This is a genomic window from Streptomyces sp. NPDC005574 (assembly GCF_040605435.1).
Lineage (GTDB): Bacteria > Actinomycetota > Actinomycetes > Streptomycetales > Streptomycetaceae > Streptomyces.
The window spans coordinates 67,037-90,822 of the sequence record NZ_JBEXCW010000020.1 but is presented as its reverse complement, the minus strand read 5'-3'; the positions used below and the strand labels follow the sequence as shown (position 1 = coordinate 90,822).

19 protein-coding genes are annotated in these 23,786 nt (G+C 72.7%); 15 read left to right on the top strand and 4 right to left on the bottom strand.

Features of this window, described 5'->3' with window-relative positions:
• Window positions 1–66: 66 nt before the first annotated feature.
• Window positions 67–426 (bottom strand): DUF6479 family protein, encoded by a 360-nt coding sequence (locus ABZT03_RS16270; protein ID WP_356039348.1) that lies wholly within the window; start codon window positions 424–426, stop codon window positions 67–69.
• Between the two features lie 108 nt (window positions 427–534).
• Between ABZT03_RS16270 and ABZT03_RS16265 the strand changes: the two genes are divergently transcribed.
• The 10 genes from ABZT03_RS16265 (at window position 535) to ABZT03_RS16220 (ending at window position 13,160) form a co-directional block, all read left to right on the top strand.
• Window positions 535–909: a four-helix bundle copper-binding protein gene (locus ABZT03_RS16265; protein ID WP_356039345.1), complete on the top strand. Its 375-nt coding sequence runs from the start codon at window positions 535–537 to the stop codon at window positions 907–909.
• Between the two features lie 170 nt (window positions 910–1,079).
• Complete coding sequence (locus ABZT03_RS16260) at window positions 1,080–2,270, top strand: acyl-CoA dehydrogenase family protein (RefSeq protein WP_356039343.1); 1,191 nt, start codon at window positions 1,080–1,082, stop codon at window positions 2,268–2,270.
• Between the two features lie 9 nt (window positions 2,271–2,279).
• Window positions 2,280–3,140: an oxygenase MpaB family protein gene (locus ABZT03_RS16255; protein WP_356039340.1), complete on the top strand. Its 861-nt coding sequence runs from the start codon at window positions 2,280–2,282 to the stop codon at window positions 3,138–3,140.
• 58 nt (window positions 3,141–3,198) lie between these two features.
• Window positions 3,199–5,466, top strand: coding sequence for a tetratricopeptide repeat protein (locus ABZT03_RS16250; protein ID WP_356039337.1), 2,268 nt, complete (start codon window positions 3,199–3,201; stop codon window positions 5,464–5,466).
• A gap of 87 nt (window positions 5,467–5,553) precedes the next feature.
• Window positions 5,554–7,125, top strand: a complete 1,572-nt coding sequence (locus tag ABZT03_RS16245) for an NAD(P)/FAD-dependent oxidoreductase (protein WP_356039334.1) — start codon at window positions 5,554–5,556, stop codon at window positions 7,123–7,125.
• A 54-nt stretch (window positions 7,126–7,179) separates the two neighbouring features.
• Window positions 7,180–8,292 (top strand): nitronate monooxygenase family protein, encoded by a 1,113-nt coding sequence (locus ABZT03_RS16240; protein ID WP_356039332.1) that lies wholly within the window; start codon window positions 7,180–7,182, stop codon window positions 8,290–8,292.
• Window positions 8,289–9,863 carry an acyl-CoA synthetase gene (locus tag ABZT03_RS16235; RefSeq protein ID WP_356039329.1) on the top strand — a complete coding sequence of 525 codons (1,575 nt, stop codon included), beginning with the start codon at window positions 8,289–8,291 and terminating at the stop codon, window positions 9,861–9,863. Before ABZT03_RS16240 ends, ABZT03_RS16235 begins: the two co-directional genes overlap by 4 nt.
• Window positions 9,864–10,053: 190 nt before the next feature.
• Complete coding sequence (locus ABZT03_RS16230) at window positions 10,054–10,899, top strand: sigma factor (protein WP_356039326.1); 846 nt, start codon at window positions 10,054–10,056, stop codon at window positions 10,897–10,899.
• A gap of 398 nt (window positions 10,900–11,297) precedes the next feature.
• The gene (locus tag ABZT03_RS16225; protein WP_356039323.1) at window positions 11,298–12,800 is read left to right on the top strand and encodes an acyl-CoA synthetase; all 1,503 of its coding nucleotides are present in this window, start codon (window positions 11,298–11,300) and stop codon (window positions 12,798–12,800) included.
• A 48-nt stretch (window positions 12,801–12,848) separates the two neighbouring features.
• Entirely contained in the window at window positions 12,849–13,160 is a 312-nt protein-coding gene (locus ABZT03_RS16220) for a trypco2 family protein (RefSeq protein ID WP_356039320.1), read from the top strand.
• Between the two features lie 88 nt (window positions 13,161–13,248).
• Here the strand turns inward: ABZT03_RS16220 and paaK are convergent, their stop codons facing one another.
• Complete coding sequence (gene paaK, locus ABZT03_RS16215; protein ID WP_356039317.1) at window positions 13,249–14,550, bottom strand: phenylacetate--CoA ligase PaaK; 1,302 nt, start codon at window positions 14,548–14,550, stop codon at window positions 13,249–13,251.
• Between the two features lie 205 nt (window positions 14,551–14,755).
• On the opposite strand from paaK, the gene ABZT03_RS16210 reads away from it, so the two are divergent.
• A complete protein-coding gene (locus ABZT03_RS16210) occupies window positions 14,756–15,604 on the top strand; it encodes an alpha/beta hydrolase (protein ID WP_356039314.1) in 849 nt (282 codons plus the stop codon).
• A 48-nt stretch (window positions 15,605–15,652) separates the two neighbouring features.
• Here the strand turns inward: ABZT03_RS16210 and ABZT03_RS16205 are convergent, their stop codons facing one another.
• Together ABZT03_RS16205 and ABZT03_RS16200 are read right to left on the bottom strand one after the other, a co-directional pair.
• Window positions 15,653–17,755, bottom strand: a complete 2,103-nt coding sequence (locus ABZT03_RS16205; protein ID WP_356039311.1) for a sulfatase — start codon at window positions 17,753–17,755, stop codon at window positions 15,653–15,655.
• 176 nt (window positions 17,756–17,931) lie between these two features.
• Window positions 17,932–19,551, bottom strand: coding sequence for an acyl-CoA synthetase (locus ABZT03_RS16200; protein ID WP_356039308.1), 1,620 nt, complete (start codon window positions 19,549–19,551; stop codon window positions 17,932–17,934).
• Between the two features lie 165 nt (window positions 19,552–19,716).
• Between ABZT03_RS16200 and ABZT03_RS16195 the strand changes: the two genes are divergently transcribed.
• Genes ABZT03_RS16195 through ABZT03_RS16180 form a run of 4 tightly spaced genes read left to right on the top strand, consistent with a single transcriptional unit; the run spans window position 19,717 to window position 23,750 of the window.
• Window positions 19,717–20,517, top strand: coding sequence for a crotonase/enoyl-CoA hydratase family protein (locus ABZT03_RS16195; protein WP_356039305.1), 801 nt, complete (start codon window positions 19,717–19,719; stop codon window positions 20,515–20,517).
• 52 nt (window positions 20,518–20,569) lie between these two features.
• Window positions 20,570–21,541 carry an OB-fold domain-containing protein gene (locus ABZT03_RS16190; protein ID WP_356039302.1) on the top strand — a complete coding sequence of 324 codons (972 nt, stop codon included), beginning with the start codon at window positions 20,570–20,572 and terminating at the stop codon, window positions 21,539–21,541.
• Window positions 21,538–22,587, top strand: a complete 1,050-nt coding sequence (locus ABZT03_RS16185; protein ID WP_356039300.1) for a thiolase domain-containing protein — start codon at window positions 21,538–21,540, stop codon at window positions 22,585–22,587. Before ABZT03_RS16190 ends, ABZT03_RS16185 begins: the two co-directional genes overlap by 4 nt.
• Window positions 22,584–23,750, top strand: coding sequence for a thiolase domain-containing protein (locus tag ABZT03_RS16180; protein WP_356039297.1), 1,167 nt, complete (start codon window positions 22,584–22,586; stop codon window positions 23,748–23,750). Before ABZT03_RS16185 ends, ABZT03_RS16180 begins: the two co-directional genes overlap by 4 nt.
• Window positions 23,751–23,786: the final 36 nt, after the last annotated feature.

Sequence of the window (23,786 nt, the reverse complement as noted above, 5' to 3'; positions counted from 1 at the left end):
CCCGGGGGCAGGTGGTGTCCGGCCGGCCGGAACCCGAGGGCACGGCGGGCCGAGGTCGCGACCGGCTCAGGTCGCGCCCGGGCCGCCGCTGCCGAACGAGCCACCGCTCCTGTCGTCCCAGCGCGGCCGCGCCTTCGCCCCGCTGGTGCGGGAACCGCCGTTTCCGTGCAGCTCGTGCGGGCTCAGGCGCTGGTCGCTGCGGGGCACCTCGTCGGCATCCCGGTGCTCGCTCACCTCGCGGACCGGGCCGCCGTCCGGCATCCGGGGCTGCTCCTCGGGGCGCGGCGGGCGCGACTCGCGCCGCATCACGCGCACTCCCAGCCAGAAGGCGCCGATGAGCAGCGCCGCGATCACCACGCCTACCACCACGATCACGGCACCGCCGGCGCCCGTACCCGCGGCCGTCTCCATCCATGCAGTAGTCATGGCACGCGGGTACCCCCGGCGACCGGCCTGAACCTGCCCGCCCGCCGCCGCCCGCGACCCTTGCGGACACCGGGTTTGGCGGCATCGGCACCGGCTACCCGGGGTTACGTGACTACGACGACATCCCAGCAGGAGCTGTTCCGCTTCCTGGAGGACCGCTTCGCTTGCGCCCAGGCGTGCACCGAGTGCGCCAGGGCGTGCGCGTCGCGCGCCAGCCTCGTGGACCCGGACGCGACCGAGCGACAGGAACTCGTACGGCGCAAGGGCATCATGTGCGCGGAGGTCTGCGACGCGACCTGCCGTGTGCTGTCCGAGGAGAACCGCCAGGACGAGGCCGGCATCCGCGTCCAGCTGGAGTGGTGCCGCACGGTGTGCCTGGAGTGCGCCCAGGTGTTCGACGGACAGCCGGGGGCCGAGCACAGCGCGAAGGCGTGCCGCGAGTGCGCCCAGGCGTGCTCGGACTTCATGGCGACCCTGAGCTAGGGCCCAGAGCCGAGCGCCGGGCGCCGGGCGCCGGGCGCCGAGGAGAGTTCAGCGCCGAGCGCCCACGGGTGAGCGCGGACAGGTGGGCGCCCCGCCGCCATTCCCAATTTCTGGAACACGTTCTACGGTGTGCGCCGTCAGGACCGCCCTTTGCGAAGCCTGGAGGCGCCGTGCACCTCGAATACACGCCCGACCAGCTGCGGCTGCGCACCGAACTGCGCGCCTACTTCGCCGACCTGGTGCCCGACCACTCCTCCACCCGCTACTCGGCCCGGCACTTCGACCCCGCCGCCCAGAAGCGCTTCTACCGCGACACCGTCCGCCGCCTCGGCACCGACGGCTGGCTGGGCGTGGGCTGGCCGAAGGAGTACGGCGGGCGCGGCCTGACGGCCATGGAGCAGTTCATCTTCTTCGACGAGGCGTCCCAGGCGGGCGTACCGCTGCCGCTGATGGCGCTGAACACCGTCGGCCCGACGATCATGCGGTTCGGCACGGACGAGCAGAAGGCCCACTTCCTGCCGAAGATCCTCTCCGGGGAGATCGACTTCGCCATCGGCTACAGCGAGCCCGAGGCCGGCACCGACCTCGCGGCCCTGAGGACCCGCGCGGTGCGCGACGGCGACGACTACGTGGTCAACGGCCAGAAGATCTGGACGACCAACGGCGACACCGCCGACTGGGTGTGGCTGGCCGTCCGCACCGACCCCGCGGCCCCGCCGCACAAGGGCATCACCATGCTGCTGGTGCCGACCAGCGACCCCGGCTACTCCTGCACCCTGATCAACACCCTCGCCTCGCACGACACCACCGCCAGCCACTACGAGAACGTCCGCGTCCCCGTCTCCCACCGGGTCGGCGAGGAGAACCAGGGCTGGCGCCTGATCACCAACCAGCTCAACCACGAGCGCGTCACCCTGGCCGCGCACGGCACCATGGCCATCCGCGCCCTGCACGACGTCCGGCGCTGGGCGGCGGAGACGAAACTCGCCGACGGCCGCCGGGTCGTCGACCTGCCCTGGGTGCGCCGCCTGCTCGCCCGCACCCACACCAGGCTCGACGCCCTGAAGCTCCTCAACTGGCAGATGGTGACCGCCGTCCAGGACGGCACCCTCACCCCGCAGGACGCCTCCGCGGTCAAGGTGTACGGCTCCGAGGCCCGCCGGGACGCCTACGCCTGGCTCATGGAGGTCGTCGCGGCGGCCGGCGCCCTCAAGGAGGGGTCGGCGGGCGCGGTGCTCCACGGCGAACTCGAACGCGGCTACCGCTCCGCGGTGATCTTCACCTTCGGCGGCGGCAACAACGAGATCCAGCGGGAGATCATCTCGTGGATCGGGCTGGGGATGCCGCGGGTACGGCGTTAGCCTGCCGATATGACGTCCTCCACCCCGGCGGGCGACCCGGGACTCTTCGGACCGCGCTCGGTGGCCTGGCAGATGCACGGCGACCCGATGATGTGGGTGGCCGGCATCCGCGCGCTCTACCTCCAGGCGCTGCACCCGCGCGCGGTGCGCGGAGTGATGCAGAACTCGGACTTCCGGCGCGACGCCTGGGGCCGTCTGCTGGGCATCGCCCGCTTCGTCGGCACCACCACCTACGGCACCGCCGAGGCCGCCGAGCAGGCGGGCGCGCGGGTGCGGCGGATCCACCGGCTGCTGCGGGCCACCGACCCGGACACCGGGGAGGACTACGGCGTGGACGAACCCGGTCTGCTGCTGTGGGTGCACTGCGCGGAGATCGACTCCTACCTGCACGTCCTGCGCCGCTCCGGGTTCCGGCTCACCGACGCGCAGGCCGACCGCTACGTCGCCGAACACCGCGTCAGCGCCCGCCTGGTGGGCCTGGACCCCGACGCCGTACCCGCCGACCGGGCACAGCTGGCCGCCTACTTCGAGAGGGTGCGGCCCGAGCTGAGGGCCGGAGCCGACGCGCGGGCCGTGGACGCGTTCCTGCTCCGCCCGCCGGCGCACCCCCTGCTGGTTCCGGCGCGTGAGGTCCTGTGGCGGCGCGCGGCGCACCTGGCGTACGCCGCCCTGCCGCCGTACGCTCACGAGATCTACGGCAGACCGGCCCCCGAACCCGCCGTTGTCACCCGCCGGTTGCGCACCACGGGCACCCTGCTGCGCCGCGTTCCCGCGCGGGTGCGGTGGCAGCTCCCGCCCAAGCACATCCTGCGCGCCGTGGACCGACTCGGACCGGGCTCCCGGCCGCGGCCGTACCAAGCCGGTCCATAGGTCGCCATACTGGTCGGGCCAGGGGAGGGCGAGTCTTCGACGGGGGCGATCACGGCAGATGGGGGACAGCGGGCTGATCCAGGGCCGGTACCGGCTGCTCGACCTGATCGGGCGGGGCGGCATGGGCGAGGTGTGGCGCGCGCGGGACGAGTCGCTGGGCCGGCACGTCGCCGTGAAGCGCCTCAAACCGCTCGGGCCGCACCACGACCCGTCGTTCACCGGCGTGCTGCAGGAGCGCTTCCGCCGCGAGGGCCGGGTCGCCGCCGCGCTCCAGCACCGCGGGGTGACCGTCGTGCACGACTTCGGCGAGTCCGACGGCGTCCTTTACCTGGTCATGGAACTGCTGGACGGCCGCAACCTCAGCCAGCTCCTGGACGACAACGAGCACCGCCCGCTGCCGGTCGCCGACGTGGTGGAGATCGCCGGCCAGGTGTCCTCGGCGCTCGCCTACACCCACCAGCAGGGCGTCGTGCACCGCGACCTGAAGCCCGCGAACATCGTGCGGCTCACCGACGGCACGGTGAAGATCTGCGACTTCGGCATCGCCCGGCTCGGCCACGACATCGGCTTCACCTCCCGGCTGACCGGCACCGGCATCGCCATGGGCAGCCCGCACTACATGTCGCCGGAGCAGATCAGCGGGACCGAGGTGGACCAGCGCAGCGACCTGTACTCGCTGGGCTGCGTGCTGTACGAGATCGCCACCGGCGCCCCGCCGTTCGACCTCGACGACACCTGGGCGGTGCTCGTCGGCCACCGCGACACGCCTCCCGAGCCGCCGCGCGACCGCCGCGCCGAACTGCCCGCCTACCTGGAGGGGATCATCCTCGACCTGCTGGCCAAACTCCCCGAGGAACGGCCCACGGACGCCCGCGAGGTGGCCCGCAGGATAGACGCCGGCCGGACCACCCCGGCGTACGTGCCGACCGTGGTGACCCCGCAGCCGGTGTTCGCGCCGCCCGCGGCCCCGGCGTCCGGCGAGCTGCGCCACGGGCCCGGCCCTGCGGCGGGCGAGGAACGCCTTCCCTCGTGGACCCGCGGGATGACCACCGGCCACAAGGCCATCGGCGCGGGCCTGCGGACGGCGCCGCCGGACGCCGGGGCCGGCCTGACCGGCGAGTGGATCCCGCGCCCCCCGGCAGGCGGCCCGTCCGCGCCGCCGGGCCTGCCCGCTCCGTCCCCGCAGGCGGTCGCCGCGCTCGCCGGACGGCACGACGTGGCGCTCAGCCTCGGGCGGCTGGGCCGCTGGGCGGAGGCAGGCGAGGTGCACCGCGCGGTCGCCGGGGAACGCGAGCGGCTGCTCGGCCCGGACCACCCCGACACCCTCTCCAGCCGCTACGAGCTCGCCTTCACCCTCAGCCGCACCGGCCACGCGGACGACGCGCTGCGCGAGTACACCCACGTGGCCGCCGCCAGGGAGCGACTGCTCGGCACCGAGCACGCCGACACGCTGGCCGCCCGCCAGGAAATCGCCTACGTACTGGGCCAGTCGGACCGCCACTTCGAAGCCCACCAGGTGTACACCTCGGTGCTCGCCGCACGGGAGCGCGCGATGGGCCCCGACCACCCGGACACGCTGCGCTGCCGCCACAACCTCGCCTTCAACCTCAGCAGACTCGGCCGCCCGGACGACTCGTACCGCATGGCGTGCGAGGTGGCGGCCGCCCGGGCCCGGGTGCTCGGCCCCGAGCACCCCGACACCCTGGTCACCCGCTACGAGGTCGCCTACGCGCTGGGACAGCTGGGCCGCTGGGCGCAGGCCCTGGAGACCTACCGGGAGGTCGCCGAGGCCCGCGCCCGGGCCCTGGGTCCCGACCACGCCGACACCCTCGCCGCCCGCTACGAGGTGGGCATCAGCCTGGGCCGCCTCGGCCACAGCGCCCAGGCACTGATGCTGTACCGCGGCCTGATCGACGACCGCACCCGCGTCCACGGCCCCGCCCACCCCGAGACCCTGCGCGCCCGGCACGGGCTCGGCGTCAACCTCGGGCGCCTCGGCCGCTGGGAGGAGGCGCTCGCGGAGTCCCGCGACGTGTGCGCCATCCGCGAGCGTGTCCTGGGCCCGGACCATCCCGACACCCTGATCAGCCGCCGGGAGGTGGCCGTCGGCCTGGGCTGGCTGAGCCGGTGGAGCGACGCCCTGGCCGAGTACCGGCGCGTGGCCGCCGCCCGCGAACGGGTCCTCGGCCCGGAGCATCCCGACACCCTCGCTAGCCGCAACGACGAGGCCCACTGCCTGGAACAGCTCGGACGCGGCGCGGAGGCCGTCGAGCTGTACCGGAGGGTCGCGGTCCTGCGCCAGCAGCCGACGCCGGACGCTCCCTGACCCCCGCCCGCCGCGCCCCGGCCGCGGGGGCGGTCCGTGTGCCGCCCATCTCTGGCCGACCTGGATCACCCCGTGTTACCAAGAGGGATGCCTGCACTCGAGGGATCCCGGACCTACGACGTCGTCATCGTCGGCGGAGGCCACAACGGCCTGGTCGCCGCCGCCTACCTGGCCCGGGCCGGCCGGTCGGTGCTGGTCATGGAGCGGCTGGAGCAGACCGGGGGCGCCGCCGTCTCCACCCGCCCCTTCACCGGGGTCGACGCCCGTCTGTCGCGCTACTCCTACCTGGTCAGCCTGCTGCCGAAGAAGATCGTGCGGGACCTGGGCCTCGACTTCCGCGTCCGCGCCCGCACCGTCTCGTCGTACACCCCCGTGGAACGGGACGGCCGCGCCACCGGACTGCTGGTCGGCGGCGGCGAACGCCGGACCCGTGAGGCCTTCGCCCGCCTGACGGGCGGCGAGCGGGAGTACGAGGCGTGGCGGCGCTTCTACGACCTGACCGGCCATGTCGCCCGACAGGTCTTCCCCACGCTCACCGAACCGCTGCCCACCCGCGAGGAACTGCGCCGGCGCGTCGACGACGAGGAAGCCTGGCAGACCCTCTTCGAGCAGCCGATCGGCGTCGCGATCGAGAACCGCTTCGAGGACGACCTGGTTCGGGGTGTCGTCCTCACCGACGCCCTCATCGGCACCTTCGCCGACGCCCACGACCCGGCGCTGCCGCAGAACCGCTGCTTCCTCTACCACGTGATCGGCGGCGGCACCGGTGACTGGAACGTGCCCGTGGGCGGCATGGGCGCCCTGACCGGAGCACTGGCCGGGGCGGCGCGGGCGGCGGGCGCCGTCCTCGCCACCGGCCACGAGGTGGTGCGCGTCGACACCGACGGACGCACCGCCGAGGTCGTGCACCGCACCGCGGACGGGGAGGGCGTGGTCGCCGCCCGGCACGTCCTGGTCAACGCCTCCCCGCAGGAGCTGGCCGCGCTCACGGGTGACCCCGCCCCCGAGCCCGCGGAGGGCGCCCAGCTGAAGATCAACATGCTGCTGAACCGGCTGCCGCGCCTGCGGGACGGCTCCGTCGACCCGCGTGAGGCGTTCGCCGGCACCTTCCACATCGCCGAGGGCTACCGGCAACTCGCCGTCGCCCACGGCCAGGCCGCCTCCGGTGAACTGCCCACCGCCCCGCCCTCGGAGATCTACTGCCACTCCCTCACCGACCCGACGATCCTTGGCCCGGACCTCGTCGACCAGGGCTACCAGACGCTCACCCTCTTCGGCCTGCACACCCCCGCGCGGCTCTTCGACCGGGACAACGACGCCGTACGGGACGAACTGGTGAAGTCCACCCTGGCGCAACTCGACGCGCACCTCGCCGAACCGCTCGCCGACTGCCTGGCCACCGACGCGGACGGCCGCCCCTGCATCGAGGCGAAGACACCGCTGGACCTGGAGCGCGACCTGCGGCTGCCGGGCGGCAACATCTTCCACCGCGAACTCGCCTGGCCGCACACGCGCGAGGACACCGGCCGCTGGGGCGTGGAGACCCGACACCCGAACGTGCTGCTGTGCGGCGCGGGCGCGGTGCGCGGCGGCGGGGTGAGCGGGGTGCCGGGACACAACGCGGCGATGGCGGTGCTGGAGGCGCGGCCGGAAATCTGACGGAGCATCAGAAAAGGTCTTCCGTCGTCCGGAGGACTGCGGCATTCTGCGCCCATGCAGACGGAGTTGAGCAAGAGACTGGGAGTCGAGCACGCCATTTTCGGCTTCACGCCGTTCCCCGCCGTCGCCGCGGCCATCAGCCGGGCCGGCGGCTTCGGGGTGCTCGGCGCGGTCCGCTACACCGCGCCCGACGACCTCAAGCGCGACCTCGACTGGCTGGAGGCGCACGTCGGCGGCAGACCGTACGGCCTCGACGTCGTGATGCCCGCGAAGAAGGTCGAAGGCGTCAGCGAGGCCGAGGTCGAGGCGATGATCCCCGAGGGGCACCGCCGGTTCGTCGCGGACACCCTCGCCAAGTACGGCGTCCCCGGACTCGACGCGGGAGAGGCGTCCGGCTGGCGCATCACCGGATGGATGGAGCAGGTCGCCCGCAGCCAGCTCGACGTCGCCTTCGACTACCCGATCCGGTTGCTCGCCAACGCCCTCGGCTCCCCGCCCGCCGACGTCGTCGCCCGCGCCCACGACCAGGGCGTCCTGGTCGCCGCCCTCGCCGGCAGCGCACGGCACGCCCGCAAACACGCGGAGGCGGGCATCGACATCGTCGTCGCCCAGGGCTACGAGGCGGGTGGCCACACCGGCGAGATCGCCACCATGGTGCTCACCCCGGAGGTCGTCGACGCCGTCGACCCGCTGCCCGTGCTGGCCGCCGGCGGCATCGGCAGCGGACAGCAGGTGGCCGCCGCGCTCAGCCTCGGTGCCCAGGGTGTGTGGCTGGGCTCCATGTGGCTGACCACCACAGAGGCGGACCTCCACTCGGCCGCCCTGACCCGCAAACTCCTGGCCGCCGGCTCCGGCGACACCGTCCGCTCCCGGGCCCTGACCGGAAAACCCGCGCGTCAGCTGCGCACCGAGTGGACCGACGCCTGGGACGACCCCGACGGACCCGGCACCCTGCCCATGCCGCTGCAGGGCCTGCTCGTCGCCGAAGCCGTCTCCCGCATCCAGAAGCACGAGGTCGAGCCCCTGCTCGGCACGCCCGTCGGGCAGATCGTCGGCCGGATGAACGGCGAACGCAGCGTCCAGGCCGTCTTCGACGACCTCACGGCCGGCTTCGAGCGGGCCGTCGACCGCATCAACCGCATCGCCGGAAGGAGCGCACAGTCGTGAGCACACCCCCCGCCGGTGCCACCGGCACGCCCCCCGTCGGATTCTGGGCCCAGGCCGCCCAGGACCCCGACCGCACGGTCCTCGTCGCCCCCGACGGCCAGGAGTGGAGCGCAGGCCGCCTGAACACCGCCGCCAACCGGCTCGTCCACGGCCTGCGCGCCGCCGGACTCGAACGCGGCGACGCCTTCGCGGTCGTCCTGCCCAACGGAGCCGAGTTCCTCACCGCCTACCTGGCCGCCACCCAGGCCGGCTTCTACCTCGTGCCCGTCAACCACCACTTCGTGGGCCCCGAGATCGGCTGGATCGTCGCCGACTCCGGTGCCAAGGTGCTCATCACGCACGAGCGGTTCGCCGGCCCCGCCCGGCACGCCGCCGACGAGGCCGGCCTGCCCGCCACCCACCGCTACGCCGTCGGCACGGTCGAGGGCTTCCGGCCGTACGCCGAACTCCTCGACGGACAGCCCGACTCGGCGCCCCGCGACCGCACCCTCGGCTGGGTCATGAACTACACCTCGGGCACCACCGGCCGCCCCCGCGGCATCCGCCGCCCGCTGTCCGGCAGGGTGCCCGAGGAGGCGTATCTCGGCGGCTTCCTCGGCATCTTCGGGATCAAGCCGTTCGACGGCAACGTGCACCTGGTCTGCTCGCCGCTCTACCACACCGCCGTGCTCCAGTTCGCGGGCGCGTCCCTGCACATCGGCCACCGGCTGGTGCTGATGGACAAGTGGACGCCCGAGGAGATGCTCCGCCTCATCGACGCCCACGGGTGCACGCACACCCATATGGTTCCGACCCAGTTCCACCGCCTGCTCGCCCTCCCCGAGGACGTGCGCGCCCGCTACGACGTCTCCTCCATGCGGCACGCCATCCACGGCGCCGCCCCCTGCCCGGACCACGTCAAACGGGCCATGATCGACTGGTGGGGGCACTGCGTCGAGGAGTACTACGCGGCCAGCGAGGGCGGCGGCGCCTTCGCCACCGCCGAGGACTGGCTGAAGAAACCCGGAACCGTCGGCAGGGCCTGGCCGATCAGTGAACTCGCCGTCTTCGACGACGACGGCAAGCGGCTGCCACCCGGTGAACTCGGCACCGTGTACCTCAAGATGAACACCGGCGGCTTCGCCTACCACAAGGACGAGACCAAGACCCGCAAGAACCGCATCGGTGACTTCTTCACCGTCGGCGACCTCGGATACCTCGACGAGGACGGCTACCTCTTTCTCCGCGACCGCAAGATCGACATGATCATCTCGGGTGGGGTCAACATCTACCCGGCCGAGATCGAGTCCGTCCTGCTCGCCCACCCCGCCGTAGCGGACGCCGCCGTCTTCGGCATCCCGCACGACGACTGGGGCGAGGAGGTCAGGGCCGTCGTCGAACCGGCACCGGGCCACGAACCCGGCCCCGGCCTCGCCGCCTCGATCCTGGGCCACTGCGCCGAACAGCTCGCCGGCTACAAACGGCCCAGGAACGTCGACTTCATCGCCGAGATGCCCCGGGATCCCAACGGAAAGCTCTACAAGCGGCGGCTGCGCGACCCTTACTGGGAAGGCCGCACCCGGCGCGTGTAGACCGGCTCCGGGACCTTCGTGAGCGGCGTTTCGCCCGGCGGAAGGCGGAGGGCGCGCGAGGACAGTGCGCGCGCCACCCGCACCATGGGCCGACGGCCTCGTTATGCCGTCTGGCGCGCCGGGCCGGCCACCGCGCCGGCCGGCGCGCGTGCCGCTCGACGAACCCGCCGGAAGGACACGGAAGTTGGACATGGAGCCGTTCGAGACGTACCGCCCCTGGCTCCTCGGACTCGCCTACCGGCTGCTCGGCAGCATGGGGGACGCCGAGGACGTCGTCCACGAGGCGTACGCCCGATGGTGGGTCGGCGGCCGCGACGAGGTGCGCGAACCCCGGACCTTCCTCGTCACGGCAGTGTCCCGGCTCGCCCTCGACCAGCTGCGGGCGGCGCGGGCGGCCCGTGAGGCGTACGTCGGGCCCTGGCTCCCGGAACCGGTGGCCACCGTGGCACTCGGCCCGCTCACCACGGCCGGGCTGCGCCACACCGTCGCCTACGCCACCGTCCACCTGATGGAGGGTCTGTCACCCCCGGAGCGCGCCGTGTTCGTGCTCACGGAGGGATTCGAGGTGGGGTACGGGGAGACCGCCCGCATCCTCGACACGACCGTGACCAGCTGCACCCGGCTGCACCACCGGGCCGCCCGTCTGCTCGCCGCCGGGCGCGACCGCTTCGCTCTCGCCGAGGACGCGCACGCCGCCCTGCTGACCCTGTTCCTGGAGACCGCGCGCAGCGGCGACGCGGCGGGACTGGCCGGACTGCTGACCGAGGACGCCGTCGTCCACAGTGACGGCGGCGGCAAGGTGCGGGCCGCGTTGCGCCCGATCGGGGGACGGGAGCAGGTCGCCGCCCACTTCGCGGACCTGTTCACCGGTCGGCCGTTCGGTGCGCCCCGCCTCGTGGACGTCAACGGCCGCCCCTCCCTGGCCGGCACGGTCGACGGCAGCCCCCGGCTCCTCACCGTCGACGTCACCGACGGCGGCGTGGACAACCTCTACGTCGTCCTCAACCCGGACAAGCTGGCCCACATCCCGGGATGAGGCGGGGCGGGCCGGCGCGCTGCGGGTGGGGCGCGGGGCGCACACAGGGCGGGGCGCACACGTGGTGGGGCGAGCACGTGGTGGAGCGCGCACAGGGTGGGGGGCCGAGCCACGTCCTGGTGAGGCGACATGTGCTCCGGGTCCATGGGCCGTGCCCACACCGAGACGGGCCGAGGGCCCGGGTCCACACCCCGGCGCAGGCGAGGTGTGCTCCCGCCCCATGTGCGGTGCGCACACGGAGCCGGACCACACACGGCCGGCACCGGCGTCGCGGCGTCGCTCAGTCACGGCCCCTCGCACCCGCGCCCCCGCACCGGATCCCGCCCGGTGGTGCCGTACGCGCGGGCCGTCGTGCCGCGGCTTGACCTGGCCTCGCGGCGGGCCGAGGATCATGTGTCATGACGCCCGGACACGGCAGCACGGTCGACGGAGTACTGCGACGCTCCGCCCGACGTACCCCCGCGCGGGTCGCGGTCGAGTACGGCGACCGCTCATGGACCTACGAGGAACTGGACGAGGCGGTCTCCCGCGCGGCGAGCGCCCTGCTCGCCCGGGGGTCCGTCCCCGGCGACCGGGTCGCCGCCTACGGCCGCAACTCGGACGCGTACCTCATCGGCTTCCTCGCGTGCGCCCGCGCCGGACTGGTGCACGTACCGGTGAACAACCACCTCACCGGCGAGGACCTCGCGTACCTGGTCCGGCAGTCCGGCAGCACCCTGGTCCTCACCGATCCCGACCTGGCCGGCCGGCTCCCCGACGGGGTGGCGACGCTGCCTCTGCGGGACGCCGAGGACTCGCTGCTGGCGCTGCTGGCGACGGCGCCGCCGCACGAGGGCCCGGAGCCGCGCAGCGAGGACCTGGTGCAGCTGCTGTACACGTCCGGGACCACCGCCCTGCCCAAGGGCGCGATGATGACCCACCGGGGCCTGGTGCACGAGTACCTCAGCGCGATCACCGCCCTCGACCTGAGCGCGGGGGACCGGCCGGCGCACGCGCTGCCGCTGTACCACTCGGCGCAACTGCACGTGTTCCTGCTGCCCTACCTCGCCGTCGGGGCCACCAGCATCATCCTCGACGCGCCGGACGGCGACACGCTGTTCGACCTGATCGAGGCGGACCGCGTCGACAGCGTCTTCGCCCCGCCCACCGTCTGGATCGGCCTGGCCAACCGCCCCGACTTCACCACCCGCGACCTCAGCGGTCTGCGGAAGGCGTACTACGGCGCCTCGATCATGCCGGTGCCCGTCCTGGAACGTCTGCGCGAGCGGCTGCCGAAGCTGGCCTTCTACAACTGCTTCGGGCAGAGCGAGATCGGTCCCCTCGCCATGGTGCTGGCGCCCGACGAGCACAAGGGCCGGATGGACTCCTGTGGCCGGACCGTGCTCTTCGTCGACGCCCGGGTGGTGGACGAGCACGGCAAGGAGGTGCCCGACGGCACGGCCGGTGAGATCGTCTACCGCTCACCGCAGTTGTGCGAGGGATACTGGGACAAGCCGGAGGAGACCGTCGAGGCGTTCCGCGACGGCTGGTTCCACTCGGGCGACCTCGCCGTCCGTGACGCGCACGGCTACTTCACCGTCGTCGACCGGGTGAAGGACGTCATCAACTCCGGCGGGGTGCTGGTCGCTTCACGGCAGGTGGAGGACGCGCTCTACACGCACGAGGCCGTCGCGGAGGTGGCCGTGATCGGCCTGCCCGACGAACGGTGGATCGAGGCCGTCACCGCGGTCGTCGTCGCCCGCGGCGAGGTCACGGAGGAGGAACTGGTCGCGCACGCCCGGGGGAGCCTCGCCGGGTTCAAGGCGCCGAAACGGGTCGTCTTCGTGGACGAGTTGCCGCGCAACGCCAGCGGCAAGATCCTCAAGCGGGAACTCAGGGACCGGTTCGGGGGCGGGGCGTGAGGGCGCCGGGGTCGGTAGCATCCGGGTAGTGCGGCGCGAGGGGGAAGCGTGATCGAACTGTCCGACATGATCCGTGAGTTGCGGCAGCAGCTGACCGACTCGCTCACCGACGGCGCCGGTGAGGCCGTCCGGTTCGAGCTCGGTCCGGTGGAGATCGAGGCCACCGTGGCCGTCACCCGTGAGGCCGGCGCGAACGCCAAGGTCCGGCTCTGGGTGGTCGACGCGGGGGCGGACGGGAAGTACGCCCACGCGCGGACCCAGCGCATCACGGTCACCCTGACGCCGAAGCTCGTCCCGGCGTCCGGCGGCCCACCGCGGACCGCGCTGATCGGCGGCACGGAGGGCGACGGCGAGCGCTGACCCCGGGAGCTGTCCGGCCGGTCACGGCGGAGACGCGGGGCCGGACCGGCACCGTCGCCTTCCTCCACCATGACCGCCCGGACAGCTCCTACTTCTCGTCCCGGCGCAGGTCCACGATCCGGCGGATCTTGCCCACCGAGCGTTCCAGGGACTCCGGGTCGACGATCTCCACCGCGACCGAGACACCGATGCCGTCCTTGACGGCCGCCGTGATCGCCCGGGCGGCCGCGTCCCGGGTCTCCGGCGTCGCGTCGGACCGGGCCTCCGCCCGTACGGTCAGGGCGTCGAGGCGTCCCTCGCGGGTCAGCCGGAGCTGGAAGTGGGGGGCGACACCCGGCGTCCGCAGCACGATCTCCTCGATCTGCGTGGGGAAGAGGTTCACCCCGCGCAGGATCACCATGTCGTCGCTGCGGCCGGTGACCTTCTCCATCCGCCGGAACACCCGGGCCGTACCCGGCAGCAGCCGCGTCAGGTCCCGGGTGCGGTAACGGACCACGGGCATGGCCTCCTTGGTGAGCGAGGTGAAGACCAGCTCGCCCCGCTCGCCGTCCGGCAGCACCTCGCCCGTGATCGGGTCGACGACCTCCGGCAGGAAGTGGTCCTCCCAGATGTGCAGCCCGTCCTTCGTCTCCACGCACTCCTGCGCGACACCCGGGCCCATCACCTCCGACAATCCGTATATGTCGACGGCGTCGATCGCGAACCGCTCCTCGATCTCCTCACGCATCCGCTCGGTCCAGGGCTCGGCGCCGAAGACGCCCACGCGCAGGGAGGTGCCGCGCGGGTCGACGCGCTGGCGCTCGAACTCGTCGAGGAGGGTGAGCATGTAGGACGGGGTCACCATGATGACGTCCGGCTCCAGGTCCCGGATCAGCTGGACCTGACGGGCCGTCATGCCGCCGGACGCGGGGATGACCGTGCAGCCGAGCCGCTCGGCTCCGTAGTGGGCGCCCAGGCCGCCGGTGAACAGGCCGTAGCCGTATGCCACATGCACCTTGTCGCCGGGGCGTCCGCCCGCCGCGCGGAGGGAGCGGGCGACCAGGTCGGCCCACCGGGACAGGTCGCCGTCCGTGTACCCGACCACCGTGGGGCGGCCGGTGGTGCCGCTGGAGGCGTGCAGCCGGCGGATCTTCTCCTGGGGTACGGCGAACATCCCGTACGGGTAGTTGGCCCGCAGGTCGGCCTTGGTGGTGAAGGGGAACCGGGGCAGATCGTCGAGGCTTCGGCAGTCCTCGGGGCGGACACCGGCCTTGTCGAACGACTCCCGGTAGAAGGGCACGTGATCGTAGGCGTGCCGCAGGGAGGCACGCAGCCGCTCCAGCTGGAGGGCCCGCAGCGCCTCCGGGTCGAGCCGTTCCCCCGCGTCCAGCGGCTCCGTCGCATCCACCATGGGGGTGTCTCCCTCACCAAGCGTGTCAATTCGGGCGACCGATCATTCGGTCGAGCTGTTCGGATCAGTAATCCAAACAGCGCCGGCTCAGACAAGGGGTCGGCGACCCTTTTCTCGGCGCGCCGCCCGGCCGCCCCCGGTGCGTACCGGGGGCGGCCGGGCAACTCCGTTGCGCTCACCCCGCGCGGGCACGAAGATCGACGCCATGCCGACCTTCACCGCGCCCGACGGAACCGAGCTGGCCTACCACGTGCGAGGCGACGGGGAGCCGCTCGTCGTGCTGCCCGGGGGCCCCATGCGGGCCCCGCGCTACCTCGGCGACCTGGGCGGACTCGCCGCGCACCGGCGCCTGATCCTGCTCGACCTGCGGGGCACCGGCGACTCCGGAGTGCCCGAGGACCCGGCGACGTACCGCTGCGACCGGCTGGTCGGGGACGTGGAGGCGCTGCGCGTCCACCTGGGGCTGGAGCGGATGGACGTGCTGGCGCACTCGGCGGGTGGCAACCTCGCGACCCTCCACGCCGCCCGTCACCCCCACCGGGTGGCCCGGCTGGCGCTGATCACGGCCACCCCGTGGGCGCTCGGGATCCCCGTCACGGCCGAGGACCGGCTGGCGGCGGCCCGGCTGCGGCACGACGAGCCGTGGTTCGCCGAGGCCATCGGGCCGTTCCGGAAGTGGCTCGCGGGCGAAGCGGACTTCGACCCCGTGTTCGTCCCGTTCTTCTACGGCCGCTGGGACGAGACGGCCCGACAGCACGACGCGCGCGGCGACGACGAGGGCAACGACGAGGCGGCCGACCTGTACGGCTCCGAGGGCGCCTACGACCCGCCCGCGACCCGGGCGGCCCTCAAGGAACTGACCGCGCCCGTGCTGGTACTCGCCGGAGAACTCGACGGCGGCCCGCGCCCCGAGCTCGCCCGGCGGGCCGCTCAGGCGTTCCCGAACGCCGAGTTCGTCGTCCAGCCCGGCGCCGGCCACTTCCCCTGGCTGGACGATCCGGAGTGGTTCACCCGTCGCATCGCCGCGTTCTTCGCGGGGAACGCGACACCGTAGCGCACGGCGGTGCGGAGCCCCCGGCCGCACGAGGGGCCGGGGGCTGCCTCACTTCTGGTACGCCGTCATGAAGCGGTCGCGGAAGGTGTCCATGCCCCACTCCGGCGCGTCGTCGGCCGGCTTGAGACCGTCCGTCCAGCCCCAGTCGGAGATGCGGTCCAGGACCTTCGGGTCGTGCGCGACGATCGTGACGGGGACGTCGCGGCTCGTGCTGCCGGCCGTGACGGTGGGCACCGGCTGGTGGTCGCCGAGGAAGACGAGGACGGTGTTCTTGTCGCCGTACCTCTGCATCCACTGGGTCAGGCTCTGCAGGGAGTACTCGATGGCGTTGCGGTACTCGGTGCGCACGCTCGCCGGGTGCTTCCAGACCTCCGCCGGGTCCTTGCCCTCCTTCTTGATCTGCTCGAACACCGATCCGTCGCCGAGGTCGTCCCAGTCGATCGTGTGGGCGATGGGAGCCCAGGGGTTGTGGCTGGAGGCCAGGATGATCTCCGCCATGATCGGGTCGCGGTTCTTCTTGCCGTGCTCCAGGCGCTGGAACGCCTCCAGGCTGAACTGGTCGGGTACGGGCGTCCAGCTGAAGTAGGGCCCCTGGTAGCCGAGGTGCGTGGAGTCGTAGATGTGGTCGAGTCCGAAGTACTTGCCCTCGGGCCAGGCCTTGCGCACGCCCGGGACGATGCCGACGGTGCGCCAGGCGCCCGTCTTCTGGAAGTAGCTGGTGAGGGTGGCGTGGTCGCCGGTCGTCAGCGTCCGGTAGCGCTGCTGGTTCTTGATCCACAGGCCGGACAGGAACGTCGAGTGGGCGAGCCAGCTGCCGGCGCCCGTCACGGGCGACCTGAGCCAGCCGCTGCGCGCCGCGAAGCCGGCCGACCTGAGTCTGGCGTCGCCCTCCTTGAGGGTCGCGTCGATCTCCGGGGCCATCGCCGGATCGTCGATCGCCACCCGGCCGTAACTCTCGATGAAGGTGAACAGCACGTCCTTGCCGCGCAGACCGGTCAGCAACTGGTCCTTCGGGGTGGAGGCGAAGGCGTCGACGGCGAGCTGCTTCTTGAAGACGTCGGCGTCGCCGAGGCCGTCGCGGACGTACTGCACGCGGTTGGCGAGGTACTGGCTGTAGCCCTTGGTGGCGACGGTGACACCGCCGGACTGCACGCCCAGGGTGAAGCAGATGATCCAGGCCGTGCCGAGGACCAGCGTGCCGCGCACGGCCACGGAGCGGTGCCGGGCCATCACGTTCGCCAGTCGCGCCGTCGCGAGCGCGCTCAGCACGAGTACGAGGACGAGCAGGACGATCAGTCCGATGATCGCGAGCACCTCACCCGAGCGGCCGAACGAGTCCTTCGTCCAGTCCGCCGCGTCGCCCAGCAGGACCCAGTCGAAGACCAGGTCGAAGGGCCGGGCCAGAGTCTGGCGGAAGCCCATGTCGAGGCACTTCAGGACGGCGGACAGACCGAGGAACGCCCCCAGGACGACGGCCGTGATCCGCCGCGCCTTTGACGGCAGCACGAGCAGGACGGCCGCGAGGAGGATCCCCTCGACGGGGAGGCGGAGGAACGACTGGAGATCCATCCGGTCGAGCCGGTTGGGTATGACGAGCACGACGAACACCAGCACACCGGCCAGGACACTCGTGCCCGTCCGCACGGCACGGGCGGCGCGGGGGTGACGGCGGCGCCGGCCGAACCAGCCGGGACGGGGGGAAGAGGAGTCGGTGGCTGCGCCGGTGGCGGCCGCCGTCCCACCGCCGGCCTCGCCGTCCGCCTCGTCGCCGTCGCCGTCGCCGTCGCCGGCAGGGGCCGGGTGCGGGACGACGGCGTCGGCGGCACCCTTCCGGCCCTCCGCGCCGTCGGCGGCACCCTTGCCGTCCTCCGAGTCGTCGGCGGCCGTCTTCACGTTCTCCGCGCCGTCGGCCGTCTCCTCGGTCGCGGGACGTGCGGCGCCCCCGTCGTCCTCCGCCTCGACGCCCGCCGTCGGCTCGGTCGCCCCGGCCGTCGGGCCGGTCGCCTGCTCGTCGGCCGACTCCACGGCCCCCGCGCCGCCGGGCTCCGTGTCGGTCACCGCGGGAGCGGACGGGGCGTCCTCGGCGGTTGTTCTGTCCGGTGCGTCCGCGTCCGTCTCCGGCAGTTGACGAGGGGGCGTGAGGTGCGACACCCGGGGGTCCTTCCGTGCGAAGACGCTGATGGCACGGCGGACCCGGCCCACCGGACCGGGCCGCCGACCTCGCGTACGGCGCTGCCCGGCCCACCGTTCAAGCGCCCGGGTCAACCGCGCGCAAAGAGTACGCCCACGGCTCCCGACAGTCCCACCGGTGGCCCGCTGTCCCGCGTCTACCGATCCGCCGTGACCGCCACCTCGCGAGCCCACCGGTAGTCCGCCTTGCCGCTGGGCGAGCGGCGTATCGCTTCGGTGATCACCAGCTGCCGCGGGAGCTTGTAGCCCGCGAGATGGACGCGGCAGTACGACTGGAGGTCCTCCAGCGAGGGCCGTGGCGCCCCCTTCCGCAGTTGCACCACCGCCGCCACGTGGTTGCCCCACTTCACGTCCGGCACCCCGGCCACCAGAGCGTCGTACACGTCAGGATGCGACTTCAGCGCCTGCTCGACCTCCTCCGGGTAGACCTTCTCGCCGCCCGTGTTGATGCACTGCGAACCGCGTCCGAGGACCGTGACCACGCCCTCCTCGTCGACGGTGGCCATGTCGCCCAGCAGCACCCAGCGCTCACCGTCCTTCTCGTAGAAGGTCTCCGCGGTCTTCGCGGGGTCGTTGTAGTAGCCCAGCGGGACGTGGCCGCACTGCGCGACGCGGCCCACCTCGCCCACGGCGACCGGCTCGCGCGTCGCCGGGTCGACCACCTGGGTGCGGGAGTTGACCCGGACGCGGAAGCCACGCTCGGGCCCGGAGTCCTCCGTCGCCGTACCGTTGAAGCCCGACTCGGAGGAACCGAAGTTGTTCAGCAGCATCGCGTTCGGCAGGTGGGCCCGGAACTGGCGGCGCACGGTGTCGGACATGACCGCGCCGGAGGACGACACGCTGAACACCGACGAGCAGTCGGTGCCCTTCATGGGGCCGTCGAGGGCGTCGATGAGGGGCCGCAGCATCGCGTCGCCCACCAGGGAGATGCTGGTGACCTTCTCCCTCTCGATGGTCCGCAGCACCTCCTCGGCCACGAACTTGCGGTGCAGGACGACCCGTTGCCCGAAGTTGAAGCCGATGAACGCCGTCAGCGTCGACGTGCCGTGCATCAGCGGGGGAGTGGGGAAGAAGGTGATGCCCGCGCCGCCGGCCGCGACCCGCTCGGCGATCTCCTGCGGCTTCCCCACCGGTCGCCCGGTCGGCGCGCCGCCGCCGAGGCCCGAGAAGAACAGGTCCTCCTGGCGCCACATCACGCCCTTGGGCATCCCGGTGGTACCGCCGGTGTAGATGATGAACTGGTCGTCGCCCGAGCGCCGCGGGAAGCCGCGCTCCGGTGAGCCGGTGATCTCGGCGTCGGTGAAGGCGGTGGCGGGCACCTCGGCGGCCCCGGTCGGGGCGGCGCCCACCCGCACCAGGTGCCGCAGCTTCTCCGTCCGCGGCAGCGCCGCCGCGACCCGGTCGGTGAACTCCGCGTCGAAGACCAGGGCGACCAGGTCGGCGTCCCGGTAGAGGTAGACCAACTCCTCTTCGACGTAGCGGTAGTTGACGTTGACCGGCACGATCCGCGCCTTGAGGCAGCCGAGTACGGTCTGGAGGTACTCGACGCCGTTGTAGAGGTGCAGTCCGAGGTGCTCGCCGGGCCGTATCCCGCTGTCGATCAGGTGGTGAGCGACGCGATTGGCCGCCGCGTCCAGTTCGGCGTACGTCAGGCGGTGTTCCGCGCCCGTGCCGGGGTGGTCCAGGTACACCAGCGCCTCGCGATCCGGCACCACGTCGACGACCGACTCGAACAGGTCGGCAATGTTGTACTCCACCGCTCCTCCTGGCGCTCGACTGTCGGCTCGCCGGTCATCAGAGCAAAGGGCGGGGCAACTGGGAAGGGCTCGCGCCGAATAAATCTGACTGTGTGTCAGAAAACCCTTGAAGTGCTTCCCCGCCTCCTGCAACCTGTTCTCGTTCTTTCAGAGGGGAGATGGGCGATGGGTGGGACGGAACACCTCACCGTGCGGCGCGAAGGCGCCACACTGGTGCTCACGCTCAACCGGCCGGAGGCCAGGAACGCGCTCTCGTTGTCGATGCTCGTGGGCCTGTACGACGGCTGGGTCCAAGCCGACGAGGACCCCGAGATCCGCTCGGTCGTGCTGACCGGTGCGGGCGGCGCGTTCTGCGCCGGCATGGACCTCAAGGCCCTCGCGGGCAGGGGCATGGAGGGCGAGCACCACCGGGACCGCCTCAAGGCCGACCCGGACCTGCACTGGAAGGCGATGCTGCGCCACCACCGGCCGCGCAAACCGGTGATCGCCGCCGTCGAGGGGTACTGCGTCGCGGGCGGCACGGAGATCCTGCAGGGCACCGACATCCGGGTGGCCGGCGAGTCCGCGACCTTCGGGCTGTTCGAGGTGAAGCGCGGCCTGTTCCCGATCGGCGGCTCCACCGTCCGGCTGCAGCGCCAGATCCCCCGCACGCACGCCCTGGAGATGCTGCTCACCGGCCGCTCCTACACCGCCCGGGAGGCCGCCGGCATCGGACTGGTCGGCCGGGTCGTCCCGGACGGCACCGCGCTCGCCGAGGCCCTCGCGATCGCCGAACAGGTCAACGCCTGCGGCCCGCTGGCCGTCGAGGCCGTCAAGGCGTCCGTGTACGAGACCGCCGAGATGACCGAGTCGGACGGGCTGGCCGCCGAACTGAAGCGCGGCTGGCCCGTGTTCGACACCGCCGACGCCAAGGAAGGCGCCCGCGCCTTCACCGAGAAACGGCCGCCCGTCTACCGGCGTGCCTGAGCGCGGCCACCCGTCCACCAGCGTGCCCGAGCCGCGAAGGAGTCCGTCCGCGATGCCCGAAGTCCTCAAGGCGCCCCTCGTCCTCGAATTCCCCTTCACCCGTTCCCTCGGCCCCGTCCAGAGCGCCTTCCTCACCGGTCTGCGGGAGCGGGTCGTCCTCGGGGTCAGGACCCGCGACGGCAGGACGCTCGTCCCGCCCGTCGAGTACGACCCGGTCACCGCCGAGGAGATCCGCGATCTCGTCGAGGTCGCCACCACCGGCACGGTCACCACCTGGGCCTGGAACCACGAACCCCGCCGCGGTCAGCCCCTCGACACCCCGTTCGCCTGGGTCCTGGTCCGCCTCGACGGCGCCGACACCGCCCTCCTGCACGTCCTCGACGTGCCCGGCCCCGACGCCGTGCGCAGCGGGATGCGGGTGCGGGTCCGCTGGGCCGGGGAACGCACCGGCGCCATCACGGACATCGCCTGCTTCGAGCCGTACGACGGCGCCGCCGAGGACGACGTCACGGTCTCCGGCGCAGAAAGCGAGGCAGCGGCCCACAGCGGCGAGTTCGAGGACATGGTCACGGGCATCGTCGCGCCCGCCCGCCTCGACTACACCTACTCGCCCGGCCGGGCCCAGTCCGCCTACATCGACGCCCTCTCCGCGCAGCGGACGGTGGGGGAGCGCTGCCCCAACTGCCGCAAGGTGTACGTCCCGCCGAGGGGTGCCTGCCCCACATGTGGGCTGGCCACATCGGAACAGGTCGAGGTGGGTCCGCGCGGCACGGTCACCACGTACTGCATCGTCAACATCAAGGCGAAGAACCTCGACATCGAGGTCCCCTATGTCTACGCCCACATCGCCCTCGACGGCGCCGATCTCGCCCTGCACGGGCGGATCGCGGGCATCCCCTACGACCAGGTGCGCATGGGCCTGCGCGTCGAGCCGGTGTGGAAGGAGGGCGCCCGCCATCCCGACCACTACCGGCCCACGGGCGAACCCGACGCGGAGTACGACACCTACAAGGAGCTGTTGTGACGCGTGACATTGCCGTGGTCGCCTTCGCGCAGACCGACCACCGGCGCACGAGCGAGGAACTCTCCGAGGTCGAGATGCTCATGCCGGTCCTGCACGAGGTGCTCGACGCGACCGGACTGAAGACCGCCGACATCGACTTCACCTGCTCCGGCTCCAGCGACTACCTGGCCGGCCGGGCCTTCTCCTTCACCCTCGCCCTCGACGGCGTGGGCGCCTGGCCGCCGATCTCCGAGTCGCACGTCGAGATGGACGGCGCGTGGGCGCTGTACGAGGCCTGGACGAAACTGCTCACCGGGGACGCGGACACCGCCCTCGTCTACTCCTACGGCAAGTCCTCACCCGGGTCGGTGCGAGACGTCCTGACCCGGCAGCTCGACCCGTACTACGTGGCCCCCCTGTGGCCCGACGCCGTCTCCCTGGCCGCCCTCCAGGCGCGGGCGCTCATCGACGCGGGCGCCACCGACGAACCCGCGCTGGCCGCCGTCGGCGCCCGCAGCCGCACGGACGCCACCGCCAACTCCCACGCCCAACTGCGCGGTTCGGTGCCGCAGGGCGAGTACGCCGTACGACCCCTGCGCACCGGAGACTGCCCGCCGGTCGGCGACGGAGCCGCGGCAGTGATCCTCGCGGCCGGGGAACGCGCCCGGGACCTGTGCACGCGGCCCGCCTGGATCCGCGGCATCGACCACCGCATCGAGGCGCACGGCCTGGGCGTCCGCGACCTCACCGACTCCCCCTCGGCCCGCCTGGCCGCCGAACGCGCGGGCGCCTTCGAACGCCCCGTGGACACCGCGGAGTTGCACGCACCCTTCTCCTCGCAGGAGGTCGTCCTGCGCCGGGCGCTGCGGCTCGGCGACTCGGTGCGCGTCAACCCGTCCGGGGGCGCGCTCGCCGCCAACCCGGTCATGGCCGCCGGGCTGATCCGCGTCGGAGAGGCCGCCGCCGGCATCCATCGGGGCGTCTCCGACCGCGCCCTCGCCCACGCCACGTCCGGTCCCTGTCTGCAACAGAACCTGGTCGCCGTACTCGAAGGGGATCCGCGATGAGCAAGGAGCCCGTGGCCGTCGTAGGGATCGGCCAGACCAAGCACGTCGCCGCGCGCCGGGACGTGTCCATCGCGGGACTCGTCCGCGAGGCGGCCCGACGTGCCCTGGACGACGCCGAGTTGACCTGGGCCGACATCGACGCCGTCGTCATCGGCAAGGCGCCCGACTTCTTCGAGGGCGTCATGATGCCGGAGCTGTACCTCGCCGACGCGCTGGGCGCCGTCGGCAAACCGATGCTGCGGGTGCACACCGCGGGCTCCGTCGGAGGGTCCACCGCGCTGGTCGCCGCCAACCTGGTGGCGGCGCGCGTCCACGGGACCGTGCTGACCCTCGCCTTCGAAAAGCAGTCCGAGTCGAACGCCATGTGGGGCCTGTCCCTGCCGATCCCCTTCCAACAGCCGCTGCTGGCCGGCGCGGGCGGCTTCTTCGCGCCGCACGTACGCGCGTACATGCGGCGCACCGGCGCACCCGAGACGGTCGGCTCGCTGGTCGCGTACAAGGACCGGCGCAACGCGCTGAAGAACCCCTACGCCCACCTGCACGAACACGACCTCACCCTGGAGAAGGTCCAGTCCTCGCCGATGCTCTGGGACCCGATCCGCTACTCGGAGACCTGTCCCTCCTCCGACGGCGCCTGCGCGATGGTCCTCACCGACCGCGCCGGAGCCGCCCGCGCGCCCCGGCCGCCCGCCTGGATGCTCGGCGGCGCCATGCGCAGCGAACCCACCCTGTTCGCCGGCAAGGACTTCGTGTCGCCGCAGGCCGGCAAGGACTGCGCGGCCGACGTGTACCGGCAGGCCGGCGTCGCCGACCCGCGCCGGGACATCGACGCCGTGGAGATGTACGTGCCGTTCTCCTGGTACGAGCCCATGTGGCTGGAGAACCTGGGCTTCGCCGACGAGGGGGAGGGCTGGAAGCTCACCGAGGCCGGCGTCACCGAACTGGACGGCGACCTGCCCGTCAACATGTCCGGGGGAGTCCTGTCGGCCAATCCGATCGGCGCCTCCGGCATGATCCGCTTCGCGGAGGCGGCCCTCCAGGTACGCGGCCAGGCCGGAGAACACCAGGTGGAGGGGGCGCGCCGGGTGCTGGGGCACGCCTATGGCGGAGGATCGCAGTTCTTCTCCATGTGGCTCGTGGGCTCCGAGCGCCCCGACTCCTGAAAGGTCCCCCTCACGTGGCCTGTCGGCGCCACGGAC

What these genes read in the sequence shown, in the direction of transcription:
- ABZT03_RS16270 (WP_356039348.1), bottom strand. Translation starts at nt 426, where the DNA reads ATGACTACTGCATGGATGGAGACGGCCGCGGGTACGGGCGCCGGCGGT.
- ABZT03_RS16255 (WP_356039340.1), top strand. Translation starts at nt 2,280, where the DNA reads ATGACGTCCTCCACCCCGGCGGGCGACCCGGGACTCTTCGGACCGCGC.
- ABZT03_RS16250 (WP_356039337.1), top strand. Translation starts at nt 3,199, where the DNA reads ATGGGGGACAGCGGGCTGATCCAGGGCCGGTACCGGCTGCTCGACCTG.
- ABZT03_RS16245 (WP_356039334.1), top strand. Translation starts at nt 5,554, where the DNA reads ATGCCTGCACTCGAGGGATCCCGGACCTACGACGTCGTCATCGTCGGC.
- ABZT03_RS16240 (WP_356039332.1), top strand. Translation starts at nt 7,180, where the DNA reads ATGCAGACGGAGTTGAGCAAGAGACTGGGAGTCGAGCACGCCATTTTC.
- ABZT03_RS16230 (WP_356039326.1), top strand. Translation starts at nt 10,054, where the DNA reads ATGGAGCCGTTCGAGACGTACCGCCCCTGGCTCCTCGGACTCGCCTAC.
- ABZT03_RS16225 (WP_356039323.1), top strand. Translation starts at nt 11,298, where the DNA reads ATGACGCCCGGACACGGCAGCACGGTCGACGGAGTACTGCGACGCTCC.
- paaK (WP_356039317.1), bottom strand. Translation starts at nt 14,550, where the DNA reads ATGGTGGATGCGACGGAGCCGCTGGACGCGGGGGAACGGCTCGACCCG.
- ABZT03_RS16210 (WP_356039314.1), top strand. Translation starts at nt 14,756, where the DNA reads ATGCCGACCTTCACCGCGCCCGACGGAACCGAGCTGGCCTACCACGTG.
- ABZT03_RS16195 (WP_356039305.1), top strand. Translation starts at nt 19,717, where the DNA reads ATGGGTGGGACGGAACACCTCACCGTGCGGCGCGAAGGCGCCACACTG.
- ABZT03_RS16190 (WP_356039302.1), top strand. Translation starts at nt 20,570, where the DNA reads ATGCCCGAAGTCCTCAAGGCGCCCCTCGTCCTCGAATTCCCCTTCACC.
- ABZT03_RS16180 (WP_356039297.1), top strand. Translation starts at nt 22,584, where the DNA reads ATGAGCAAGGAGCCCGTGGCCGTCGTAGGGATCGGCCAGACCAAGCAC.